The following is a 12,911-nucleotide window of genomic DNA, read 5'->3' as shown; positions in this document are numbered from 1 at the left end:
CGCAATTTTAAAGCAGGGCTTTAAAAAAGCGCATGGAGGAGTGTCTCATTGCTTGATAAAATATAAGCAATGCAAGTCCCTTTTTAATAAAAAGGGACTTCGGGAAATTAGTGGTAAATATCATCTTATCGAGCAATCCAATGGACGCCATTATTATTGAAGGCTTAAAAGTCGAGACAGTCGTGGGCTGCTTTAACTGGGAGCGCCAGATTATTCAGCCTTTAATGCTGGATTTGACTATTCACACCGATTTAGAACAGGCATCAAACTCAGATGCGCTTGCAGATACGCTAAATTACGCAGAAATTTGTGAGATTTCCAGCAAGGTCATTCAAGAAGCCAAGCCTGAATTGATTGAACATGCAGCAAAGTTGGTGCTAAATGCACTTTTTACTACCTTTACAGCAATTGAATCGATTAATATTACGATCCGTAAGCCTGCCATTATCGCGCAAGCCAATTCTGTAGGAATACGTCTTGAACGCCACCGAAACGATTTTCGCCCTAGCATTAGCGAGTAATTGTCATCCTCAACAACATTTTCAGGCTGCACAGCAACGTATTTCCGAATGGGGGGAAGTTCAGTTTTCTCCTGTTTATATGATTCCTTGCCGTGATGGCATAGGAGCCAATTACTGGAATGCTGCGTGTTTATTGCGAAGTTCGGTGTCCAGTGAAGACATGATTGATCTGCTTAAACAGCTAGAAAAGGCATCTGGGCGAGTGCGTCCATCACATCAGATTACTTTGGATGTTGATTTGATTGCCTGGGGATCAGATCTAACGCATATGCAGTTTAATGAAAAAAAACTGCCTTTGGCTCTGGATGTGAAAGTTCCGATGTTTGATATCTGGGATGCTGCCATATTTGAATACGGACAACATAGTTTTCCAACAATCAAGCAGTTTATTTAAATCAAATCCCATGATTTTTTTGTTTATGCATTTTATTCAGTATTGATGGATTGCCTGATCAACCAAGATCAGGCTTTTTATGATTCATTTTTTTTTAGATCTAAAGAAAAATTCAGCTAAAATAGCGCGAGTTTGGTTTAGAAATCATTTAATAATGAAAATATTTAAAATTTTAATAAATAATTATTTTCTGATTCATGAAAGAAGTCTGATTGATTTAAAACTACAGAATTTATTTTAAGCTTTACAAAAACCTTAGAATTATAAAAGTGAATATTTGCTTTCTTACTTTTTCTTGTTATAGAAAATGATCAGCAATACTATGATAATTGCCAACATGGCAAAAATAATTACGGTTTCCATAAATATATCTTTCAGTTCAAGAATGTTGCTTTTAATTTTCTAAATTAAAACCAAAATAGCTTAAAATAAACCCGAGTTTTGTTAGCGTAGCCAGATTTTTATTAACCTTATTCAGCTAACTTAAAATAATAGTCACGCTATCATATTGTGAGCCTGTCAAAACGATAAACAGATGTTTAGGCAACTGACACATTAAATAATGATCCTATCCAGGCACTAAACAACATGGCGATAATTCCCCAGAGCATTACCCGGACTGCACCTTTCCACACGCTGACTCCACCGGCATAGCTCGCCAGTGCACCCATCATTCCCAGGCTTAGAACCCCAATTAGTATAACGCCTTTATCCAGATATCGATCTGGCAGAATCATAATCGAGATTAAAGGAAATAATGAGCCTACGGTAAATGCCAGAGCTGAAGAAAATGCCGCAAGAAAGGGTCGGGCAGAGGTATGCGCTGAAATACCAATCTCATCACGGGCATGAGCATCCAAAGCATTATGTTCAGTCAACTGCTCAGCAACCCTTTGTGCCAAACCTGGTTCCAGGCCGCGTTGTATATAAATCGTCTTCAGCTCATTTAGTTCATTATTGGGATGGCGTTGCAGTTCACGCTCTTCCATGAGCAGGTCATTTTTTTCAATATCCTGCTGGGATTTGACTGAAATATATTCACCCGCTGCCATAGAGGCGGCACCAGAAATTAATCCAGCAACACAGGTCACCAGTAAAATTTCCTTGGATGCTCCACTGGCTGCGATACCCACCACCAGACTGGTGACTGAAATAATTCCGTCATTTGCCCCCAGTACAGCTGCGCGAAGCCAGCCCGCACGTTCAATATAATGTTTTTCAAGATGGTATGAGTGGCGCATAATGAAGCCTCTTCTTTATTATTATTATGATTATAGTAAATTTATGTTAGGTAGAGACAGATAGATGAAATCGATCTGAAAATTAACCTGAATGATCAGATCATAGTGCACTTGGCAAAGCATTTTATCAACCAAAGATCTAACCGATTTGGGACTTAATAATTTAATAGTTCGAGGGAAAGTAATACTGAACTGATATAAAAATTATAAAAGTAAAAAATCAATAAACCAATAAGATATATCCAAATGATAGCTAGGAAAGCTGGTATAAAAGAGAATTATCATGAAAGAAAAAAATGAAAATCATAGCTGCTTGGTGTGCGGCAAACGTTTTCCTTTAAAAAATCTTACACCGATGGGAACTGTCAGAAAGGTCATTACCGAAGAAATTGCAAAGGATATTCCTGACTGGACACCGCAAAATTATATCTGCCAGACAGATCTGACCCGATATCGCATGCAGTATGTGCATTCATTATTAAGCTCAGAAAAGGGTGAATTGACTGATCTTGAGTTTGAAGTGATTCATAGCATGCATGAACATGAGCTGATCACCAAAAATGTAGAAACGGCATTGGAACAAAAATGGACCTTGGGTGAAAGGCTGGCCGATAAAATTGCAACTTTTGGTGGAAGTTGGGTCTTTCTGATCTGTTTTGCAATTTTTCTAGGTCTATGGATTACGATAAATACTGTGGTGATGGTGACTCAGCCTGCAGACCCTTATCCATTTATTCTGTTGAATTTAATCCTGTCCTGTCTTGCAGCGATTCAGGCGCCTATTATTATGATGAGCCAGAACAGACAGGAAGCAAAAGACCGTTTACGTTCACAAAATGATTATCAGATTAATTTAAAAGCTGAACTGGAAATTCAGTATTTACATGAAAAATTAGATCATTTGCTGCTACATCAATGGGAAAGGCTGGCACAAATCCAGGAAATTCAGCTAGACCTACTTTCTGAAATGAACAAAAAAGATTAAAAGGATACTGTAGGCAATCTCTATTATTTTATAGAGCTTAAAAGTAATAAGATCACCACATGCCTTGAGTTAATATTATCTTGCTCAAGATTTGAGACTTATTAAAAAGCCCACAAATGAGTGGGCTAAGAATGAAAATAACTGGTTTAAATAAAATAGCTGGTTTTGGTCATCAGCTTGGAAATGCCTGTCATGGCGATTTTGACAGGAACGGGCAAATCTACACCACCCGCCTTTAAAGCTGTATCCCGATGATGCAGTTCATCTTCGTTCATCTGTTTCAGAATACGGCGAGAACGTTCATCCTGAGGGGGTAATTGGCTAATATGATGCTGTAAATGCATGCTGACCTGACGTTCTGTTTCAGCCACAAAACCCAGACTGTATTTATCACCTGCGATTCCGGCAATCGCACCCATACCGAAGGAAAGACCGTACCAGACCGGATTGAGCAGACTGGTATGGCTATCCAGTTCTTTCAAACGGTCTTCACACCATGCCAGATGATCCTGTTCTTCAATCGCAGCCTGTTCCATTTCACGACGTACATTCGGGAGTTTTGCCGTCATGGCCTGACCATGATACAACGCCTGTGCGCAAACCTCACCACTATGGTTGACCCGCATTAAACCTGCTACATGTCGTGCATCACTGACCGTCAACTGCGTTTCTACCGGTTGGGCCGGGTTTTCACGCTGCGCTGAAGTCGTGCCCGGGACTAGACTGCGTAATGCCTGGTCAAAAGAATGAATCAACTTATCCAGACCTGTATATTGACGCATGAATTAATCCTCCAAGGGTGCTTTCGCGATTTTGATCATTGGTTTTAGGCGGTAAAGTAACCATAAAGTAAACAGGCCACTTAATACTGCAGTAATACAAAAAAGTATTTTAAGATCAAGCTCTAGAATACTTAAAATAATAATAGAAAATATAGCAGAAGATACCATGAAAACGGCATTCAGAATATTATTTGCTGCAACCACACGCGCACGATGTGAGCGTGGAGAATGCGCCTGCATCATGGCATACAGCGGGACAATATAAAAACCACCACTAATACCGAGCAAGGTAATGGCTAGCATCACATGATAATAACTCCAGCCTTGCTGGAACACTTCTGCCAGACCAATTAATGCACCTGCACGTTCTGGAACAAAGGCCAGACTCGAGGCCAGATATAAGGCAAACACTACTAGACCGATTGCCCCAAAAGGCACCATCTTGATATTGACCTGACTGCCACCAATTTTACGGCATAAGTATGAGCCTAACCCAATCCCGACAGAGAAAAAGGTTAAGAGCAGACTGGCGACATTTTCAGATGCATGCAGATTCTGTAACGTCAGCTGAGGAATCTGGGTCAGATAGGTTGCACCATAAAACCAGTACCATGAATTGCCCAGTAAAATGGTAAAAACCAATGGTAAGCTTTTGGCATATTTCAAAGTCTGCAAGCTGGTACGAAAAAAGTTCCAGTCTATTTGCAACTCCGGTGCGGAAATGTTTTGCTTCAGAATATAACGGCTTGATATATAACCTATCAGTGCGATGCTGATGATGGTTAAACTGATCCAAATCAGGTTGCCAGCCGAAGCTGCAATAACTGCGCCGCCCAGAATCATACCGAACAGGATTGCCAGAGAAGTTCCAGACTGGAACAGGGCATTGCCGGACATCAGTTCATCCGGTTTCAGGACTTCAGGTAAAATGGCATATTTGATCGGGCCAAAGAAAGTGGACTGGGTTCCCATCAGGAACAGGGCAAATAACAGAATCCATAAATTGCCCAGCAGGAAACCGATAGTTCCCAGCAGCATGATGACAATTTCCAGAAGCTTGAGATAGCGAATCAGCTGTGAACGTTCGTATTTGTCGGCAATCTGACCGGCAGTGGCCGAAAAAATAAAATAAGGAAGAATAAATAGTAAAGCCGCCAGATTATTCAAGGTGCTGATGCTGGCTGATTGCTGTTGAATCCAGCCATAAGTGATGACCAGCAGTAACGCTTGCTTAAATACATTATCATTTAATGCACCGAAAAACTGAGTCAGAAACATCGGAAGAAAGCGCCGAGAAGCTAACAAATGTTCATTTTTGTTCATATAGGCCGTGCTACATTAAGTTTTATTAAGAAATGTCAGTTATGCGTAAACATTGAGAAAAATCATGTAAGATACTTTCAGCTATGTAAAGGTAAAAACCAATTAATTAAGCTCCTTAGCTTATATTTTTCGGTCAAATAATCAATTAAAGAATGTATTCGTTTAGAGTTTGCTATGCCTGCAAAGAAAAATTTTAAAAAAACGATGCTAAATCGCAGTATGGGGCCTCATATACCACCGCACAGTGGTATGCACCTGTGTATGAGCATCTTTTTTATGATGTTATCCCATCAGAGCATGGCACAAACCGAACAGCCCGAAACGCCCGTGGCTATTTCCCAGGCAGAAATGGTAGATGAGCTGTCCAAAGAGGCGATTCGTCAGGGCTTAGTTACGTCTGAAACAGAAGCAGAAGAAAAAGTTGAAGAAGCTTTAGAACAGGAAGTGCCAGTTGACAGTATGCTGATGCTGGAACAACAGCAAAATGCAGGATCGGGTCTAGATGAATTTACTCCAATCGAATTTGATGATCTGGAAGAATTGCCAGTTCAGACTATTGACCAAAACATGGCCAATGAAATTTATCGTGTGGCTGAACAAGCCAAACAGGAAGCGCAAAATTATCGCAATAGCCAGACCACCGAAACTGTAGTCGCAGATATCAGCCAGCAAGAACTGCTGGAAATCAATCAGGCGCCGGTCAATGTGGATCAGTTGATGCAGTCCATTCAGGCAGACAGCCAGATTATGGTGCAAAACAACGAAGCAGGCATGACCTTAGCAGAAATACCAGACTCGCTTTCACCTGAAAATGACAAGCGGCCAAATATTTTTAAAAGACTGTTTTATAAGATCCGCCCGCCACGCCAGATTATGACGGCAAGAGTTCCTCGGATTAATGCAGACGTCGTCATTGTGAATGAGGAAGGTGTGGCGCAAAGCAACGGCACACTGAATCGCAAGAGTGAATCCCAAGGTTATCTGAATTTAAGAAATAATGTCAAAGCCAAGCTCTCCAGTTTTACCCAGGAGTCTTTTGGCGATTTTAATTCAGCTTTACCTCAATTGCGGACACTGTCACGGCAGGCAGCTCAGGCGGTGGGTTATTACGATGCCCAGTTCAGGTTTGAAAAAGTATCAGACAGCAGGCTTCGTGTTTTTGTCACACCGAATGAACCTGTGATTATTACCAGTTATGACCTGGAATTTACTGGAGCTGGCGCAGAGCAGCCACAATTTCAGGTCATCAGTATTTTGCCTGAACAGCAAGATGGCGATATTTTTAATCATGGTGATTATGAAAAGACCAAGAACCGGATTGTTACTGCAGCCAATAATAATGGTTATTTTGATTCATACTGGCGTATGCATGATGTCAGGATTGCATTGCCACAGAATACGGCAGATGTGAATCTTCGTTTTGAGACTGGTGATCGTTATAAGCTGGGGAATGTCGAGTTCAGAATGAGTGATCCTGAAAAGGAACTCCCACTCGACCGCGATGTACTCGAAAGTCTGGTTACCTGGAAAGATGGGGCGGATTATACCTTCTGGCGAGTCAATAGCCTGGCCAACAATCTGACCAATTCACGCTACTTTAACTATACCATGGTCGATGCGGTTCGCCCTGATCCGATTGAAAAGGAATTGGAATTGGCACCGGATATTCAGCAGCTGATTGAAGAACAAAAACTTTCTGAAGATCAGTCTGTAGAGAAAAAACCTGCCCGCTCGCCAGCCTCTTCTCAGGAGGTGACCCAGAATGTCGTGGATGAAGATCAGTTTGCCGGTAGTCGTGATCAGGAAAATCCAAACTTAAGAACCTTACGGGTTGAGCAGCAGACCAAAGAAAATGAACAGGATCGTTTAAAGGAACAGGCACGGGAAGAGAAGAAAATCCCGGTCATCGTGACTTTAAATGCAGACCGGGTAAACAGTGCAGAGCTGGGTCTGGGTTATGGAACAGATACCGATATCCGTCTGCGTGGTCAATACAGGCGCGCTATTGTAAATAAGCGTGGCCACTCTTTTGATGCCAATATCGAGTTGTCAGGCATCCGCCAGTCGATTGATGGACGTTATAATATTCCTTATAACCATCCGCTGAATGATTATGTCAGTATTGTGGGGGGCTACGAACGTGAAGAACGTGATAGCGTCGCACAGGGCCAAGGACTGATGATTGAATCAGCAGTGTTAGGTGCAGACCGGATTATTAAAAATCCACTGGGTAACTGGCAGCGTACTTTTGGAGCCCGTTATCGTCTGGATCGCTTAACACAGGATGGTTCTGTCGATTTTAATCAGATTCCAGAAGCGTTTCGCTTTAATACCGAAGATGAACAGCAATCGCTACTGGTGGGTTATGAAGTTTCACGTACCGATAGCGATCGTCGGGTCAATCCGACCAAGGGCTTCAAGCAAACCTATAAGATTGAGCTGGGTAGCGAGGCTTTATTATCCGATGCGGATATGGCCATTGTGAATGCAGGCTGGCGTTTTATCTATTCATTGGGTGAAAATGCAGATTATCAGTTTGTTGGGCGTATGGATTTAGGGTATATCTTTACCGATGATTTTGCCAAAGTGCCATATAACCTGAGATATTTCACTGGTGGTGACCAGAGTATTCGCGGTTTTGACTACAAGAGTCTTTCTCCGGAAATTGACGGCTTTAAAGTGGGTGGTCAGGCCTTGGGTGTGGCTTCATTAGAATATAATTATCAGTTTAAGGAAGGCTGGCGTGCTGCGGTCTTTGCAGATGCCGGAAATGCCTATAATAAGGAATTCAGTAATCCGACCGAATATGGTGCGGGGGTAGGCTTACGTTGGGCTTCACCGATTGGGCCAATACGTGTAGATGTTGCGACGGGGCTGTCTGATGACAATCACCCGATTCGGTTACATTTCTTTATTGGATCACAGTTATAAAACTTCAATTTTAAAAAATAGTTATTTGGGTAGATCATGGTCGAGAACCAACCACAGCCAGAACAAGAACCACAAAATAGCGTTGTGCCGAAAAAGCGGCGTATATTTAGAAGTATCTTATTGTCAGTACTTTTCTCCCTGATTTTTCTGCTGTCTGTGCTGGCTCTCTTGTTTTCGACCAATCAGGGCAGTAAATTTCTGCTGGATCAGGTGCTGCAACGCCAGCAAATTATTCATTATGAATATGAAGGCGGTAATTTATGGCGTGGGATTATCCTTAAAAATGTGCTCGTCACTTTAAAACCGGTGGATGTCAAAATTGATCGTGCTGATGTCAAACTGGGCTGGCGGGCAATTGTCAAAAAAGAAATTCATCTGACTGAGGCGGATGTTCGCAATCTGCAAATTATTAATAAAAATCCGTCTACAGGCGAACCATTCAAGTTTAATGCTATCCGCTTGCCTTTTATACTGCGTGTCGATCATCTGCTGCTGGATCATCTGGTCATTAACACCCAGACCAATGCCGTGGATTTTTACAATATTGAATTAAATGATGCACTCTGGTCCGGCACCGAATTAAATTTTGAAGACTCCCGTATGGATATGGGCTATCTTTCGCTACGTGAAGCCACGGGTAAAATGCAGTTCGAAGGCAAATATCCATTAGATGCCCGTGGCATTGTCAATCTGCCTTCTTTAAGAGAAAGCCTGAATATTCATGATATTCAGGTTCGGGCGCGTGGAACGCTAGATACTATTCAGGCAGGAGTAGCGACCAATACGCCTGATTTGTTGACGGGTTGGGTTATCGTACATCCAATGCGTCCACAGGTCCCGATGCGCGGCGAGTTACAGTTTAAAGATTATCATTGGCCTATTCTGACTGAGCAGAAACTGTTTAGCAAAGACGGGGTTGCCAAGTTTAATGGTGATATCAAGCGTCTGGATCTGAATGTTGATACTGACCTGATTGGGGAAAATATTCCGCAAGGTCAATATAATGCGGTGATGTTTACCGATCTGGTCAATCAGCTGAATATTACTGACCTGAATGGCCAGTTGATGAAAGGTGCAGTCAGCCTTGCTGGAACAGTGGGCTGGAAAGATCGGGTCAGTTGGGATCTGACGGGGCGCTTAAATGGCATTGATCCTAAACATGAGCGCATTCCGCAAGTCGTACAGGATTTCTTGCCGCCAAGTCTGGATGCCAATATTGCTTCTGCGGGTAACCTGGAAAATGGCCTGCACCTTACCGGACTGGTTGATTTCGACCGTTATGAAAGCTGGAATCTGAAGCTGGATCAAAACCCGGCCAAGGGCAATAAAGCGCAGCCGATGCTACTGGATATTGCCTGGAAAAATATTGATCGCGCCGTACCTTATGTGGGCTGGCTCAGCAGTCAGTCTGGTGATGTCAAATTGGCACTGGTTGAAGGTCAGCAGAATATTCATGTGGCGACCAAAGTCGAGCAGCATGAACAAGGTCTTTTGCCTGCAGGCATGTATCAGGCCAAGCTGAATCTGAAAAATAATATCCTGAATGTCCCAAGTTTTAATTATAATGCCAATGCACAGGCAGGTAGCTTAAGCGGTAATGCACGGATTGAACTGCCACAAGAAAAACGTCAGTTGAAGTGGACAGCGGTATTAAATGCCAAAAATTTAAATACCCAAAGTATTGCAGCAGCTTCACCGGTAGACCGTTTGAATGGCCAGATCAAGGCCAATGGCTATGCACAACCGAATCAGCAGATTATTAAACTGAATAATGTAAACTTGACCGGACGCTTGGCGGAGCAGAATGAAACTGTGCGTCTGACTGGTAACAGTACTATTGCCCTGTTATTCCATAATGAAAAAGCTGGCGGTGGATTTAAAGGCTATGCAGTCAATTATGATGGCGCTTTAAATGCTAGTCAGCTTAAAGCCAGTCAGGGCATGCTGAAACTTCGGGTTTCAGGTACACCCGAGCTACTGAAAGTCAATGAATTCCGTCATGATGGTGTGGCTGGCAAGATTAACGCGAGCGGTCTGGTCAATTTGAAGAATGGTATCGGTTGGGATATTAATGCTTCACTCATCCGCTTTAAACCACAATACTTTAATGCTCAATTGAAGGGCGAATTATCTGGCAATGTACAAACTCGTGGTGTCTGGTCAGATGCCTTAAAACGCATTCAGATTCAACGTTTGAATCTGGCCGGTATGCTGAATAATAAGCCGGTACGTGGTACAGGTAATTTATCGGTCATTATTAACTCAAATCAGCGCGGTTTTGTTCCAGAGCAATTTGAAGCCAATAACCTGTTCCTGTCTTATGCCAGCAACCAGATTCAGGCGACTGGAAATGCACAAAACCTGCAACTGAAGGTGAATGCGCCGGCATTGTATGAGTTATATCCGGGTTTAAGAGGTCGTGCGCAGGGCTATATCAATATGCAGGCGCAGCCGCGCTTACAGGCTTCTGCTAATCTATCTATCGATAATTTTGCTTTTAAAAATCTGTTTAGTGTGCAGAAAGTCCGTATTCGCGGACAGTTGCCAACATCGCAGACTACACCAACCTTATTAACTGCAACAATGGATCGCTTGCGTAATGGCTCACGGGAAATTGTTCGAGGCGAAGTATCACTCGCCGGTACCCGTGCAGCGCATATACTTAAAGTTCAGGCAGAAAATAAACTGTCAAAATTCTTTGTTCAGCTGGCTGGTGGCTTTAATGCACAAAATAACTGGCTGGGTCAGATTCAAAAAGGTGACTTCGACTCTTTGCGCGCCCATTTGGTGCAGCGTCAAAATGCGGCAGTGATTTATAACACTGCCCAGTCTAGTCTGTTTATCGGTGCTCATTGCTGGATGAGTCAACAAAGCCAGTTGTGTTTTGATCAGCCGATTCGGGTCAATAAAACTGGAGGTAGTGTCTCTTTTATTACCCAAAACCTTGATTTGGAAGACTTCAGCGCATTCCTGCCTGATGGATTGGCGTTGACAGGTAAAGTCAATGGTTATGCCAAGGCAGCTTGGGCACAAGGGGCTAAACCAAAAATTGATGCACGTCTAGTCACCCGAAATGGCGTTGTAGGTTTATCTTCTGAAGACCCGGAATATTTAGGTTCTACGCTAAAATATGATGAAGTTGGCTTGGTAGCAAAAAGTGTAGCACAAGGCTTGCAGCTTCGCCTGGATGTAAAAACTCCAGATATCGGTGCAGGCTATGCCAATGTGATTATTGACCCATATCGGGACAGCAAACCGATGCGTGGCGAAATTGCCTTTAACCAGGTGCAGCTCAAGGTCTTTAAACCATTTATTGAGGACATTCGTAATCTGGACGGAACTTTATCCTATGCCGGAAAGATTGGTGGCACTTTAACGGATCCTTTGCTGGAAGGTGAGCTTCGGGTCAAAGATGCCTCGATCAGTATGATCTCTTTACCCGTGAATCTGACCAATGTACAACTATATTCATCCATACGTCAGAACTCTGCCAGCATTAATGGGGCATTTAACAGCGGTCAGGGTGTCGGTAAATTAACCGGTTCAGTCGACTGGAAAGGTGATCCAAGGGTACAGTTAAAACTGCAAGGTGAAAATCTGCTGATTCGTCAGGCACCATTAATTACGGCCATGGTGACGCCTGATCTGACCTTGGACATGTATCCATTTAATAAAAAACTGAGTTTAAGTGGCACGGTAGATGTACCGCGTGCACTGATTTCAATGCCTGAAGCTTCGGAACCGGTAGTCGGCTTATCCCCAGATGTACGTGTCGTGCGTGAAGGTGAGGATCAACTGGCGATTTTGAGAGCGGCACGTCCATGGGATATCCGGGCGGATGTGGCTGTTTCTTTGGGTAATCAGGTGATCTTCCAGGGCTTTGATAGTCGTATCCCGCTATTAGGCCGAGTGAACCTGTCACAGCGTGGTCTGGAAACCGCAATGCGCGCCAATGGTGCAATCGGGGTATCACAACGGGTGAAAATCGAAGCCTATGGTCAGAGTCTGGATTTGAATCGTGCCATCGCGCGTTTTAATGGTGAACTCACCAATCCGACGCTAGACATTGATGCCAATAAAATGGTTCAGGGTAGTACGGTCGGGGTGCGCGTAACGGGTACTGCATCGAGTCCAAGCATTCAGATTTATAATGATGCGGGCTTGTCAGAGCAGGAAGCCTTAAATGCCTTGATTACCGGTCGTATCAATGAGGGTGCATCCGGTTTAAATCAGACTGAAGGATTCAGGTCTGATGTAAATAATACGATCGCTGCCGCAGGTATCAGTCTGGGCTTGGGTGGTACCCGTGCACTGACTAACCAGATCGGACGTAGTTTTGGCTTGAGTGGTTTAGCCTTGGATGCACAGGGAACAGGAGATGATACGCAGGTTTCTGTGACTGGTTACATTACGCCAGATCTGTATCTTCGCTATGGAGTTGGAGTATTTACACCAGTAAATAAACTGACTTTACGTTATCAGGTAAATCAGCGTCTTTACTTAGAAGCAAGTCAGTCCTTAGAACGTGCAATTGACTTGTTCTATAACTGGCGCTTCTAAGCGCAGTAAAAAAGCCCTCAACTGAGGGCTTTTTTATGTAGAAATTTTTTATTTATCATGAAATCATCCAGTTTAAGTACCGATCAGTAGAAACAATGAATATCTAAAATTAAGCTCAATAGAAATAAAAAATTTATGCAACATTGCTTAAATCTTGGCGATTTTATCTCCTAA

At 43.0% G+C, this 12,911-nt stretch carries 8 protein-coding genes; 5 read left to right on the top strand and 3 right to left on the bottom strand.

The window, feature by feature from the left end:
• Positions 1-140: 140 nt before the first annotated feature.
• Complete coding sequence (gene folB, locus AY607_RS12480; protein WP_064096496.1) at positions 141-521, top strand: dihydroneopterin aldolase; 381 nt, start codon at positions 141-143, stop codon at positions 519-521.
• Positions 478-915 carry a 2-amino-4-hydroxy-6-hydroxymethyldihydropteridine diphosphokinase gene (locus AY607_RS12475; RefSeq protein ID WP_064102682.1) on the top strand — a complete coding sequence of 146 codons (438 nt, stop codon included), beginning with the start codon at positions 478-480 and terminating at the stop codon, positions 913-915. Before folB ends, AY607_RS12475 begins: the two co-directional genes overlap by 44 nt.
• 539 nt (positions 916-1,454) lie before the next feature.
• Here the strand turns inward: AY607_RS12475 and AY607_RS12470 are convergent.
• Positions 1,455-2,156 carry a VIT family protein gene (locus AY607_RS12470; RefSeq protein ID WP_064102681.1) on the bottom strand — a complete coding sequence of 234 codons (702 nt, stop codon included), beginning with the start codon at positions 2,154-2,156 and terminating at the stop codon, positions 1,455-1,457.
• Between the two features lie 283 nt (positions 2,157-2,439).
• On the opposite strand from AY607_RS12470, the gene AY607_RS12465 reads away from it, so the two are divergent.
• Positions 2,440-3,141, top strand: a complete 702-nt coding sequence (locus AY607_RS12465; protein WP_064096493.1) for a DUF1003 domain-containing protein — start codon at positions 2,440-2,442, stop codon at positions 3,139-3,141.
• Between the two features lie 146 nt (positions 3,142-3,287).
• On the opposite strand, the gene coq7 is transcribed toward AY607_RS12465, so the two are convergent.
• Complete coding sequence (coq7, locus tag AY607_RS12460) at positions 3,288-3,923, bottom strand: 2-polyprenyl-3-methyl-6-methoxy-1,4-benzoquinone monooxygenase (RefSeq protein ID WP_064102680.1); 636 nt, start codon at positions 3,921-3,923, stop codon at positions 3,288-3,290.
• Between the two features lie 3 nt (positions 3,924-3,926).
• Positions 3,927-5,246 (bottom strand): MFS transporter, encoded by a 1,320-nt coding sequence (locus AY607_RS12455; protein ID WP_064102679.1) that lies wholly within the window; start codon positions 5,244-5,246, stop codon positions 3,927-3,929.
• Positions 5,247-5,420: 174 nt separating this feature from the next.
• Between AY607_RS12455 and AY607_RS12450 the strand changes: the two genes are divergently transcribed.
• Both AY607_RS12450 and AY607_RS12445 read left to right on the top strand, forming a co-directional pair.
• Positions 5,421-8,177, top strand: a complete 2,757-nt coding sequence (locus AY607_RS12450; protein ID WP_064102678.1) for an autotransporter assembly complex protein TamA — start codon at positions 5,421-5,423, stop codon at positions 8,175-8,177.
• A 36-nt stretch (positions 8,178-8,213) separates the two neighbouring features.
• Entirely contained in the window at positions 8,214-12,737 is a 4,524-nt protein-coding gene (locus AY607_RS12445; RefSeq protein WP_064102677.1) for a translocation/assembly module TamB domain-containing protein, read from the top strand.
• The last annotated feature ends 174 nt before the right edge of the window (positions 12,738-12,911 follow it).

It is taken from the genome of Acinetobacter sp. SFA, from assembly GCF_001647535.1.
In the GTDB taxonomy this organism is placed as follows: domain Bacteria; phylum Pseudomonadota; class Gammaproteobacteria; order Pseudomonadales; family Moraxellaceae; genus Acinetobacter; species Acinetobacter pecorum.
This window is presented reverse-complemented; position numbering and strand designations above follow the sequence as displayed.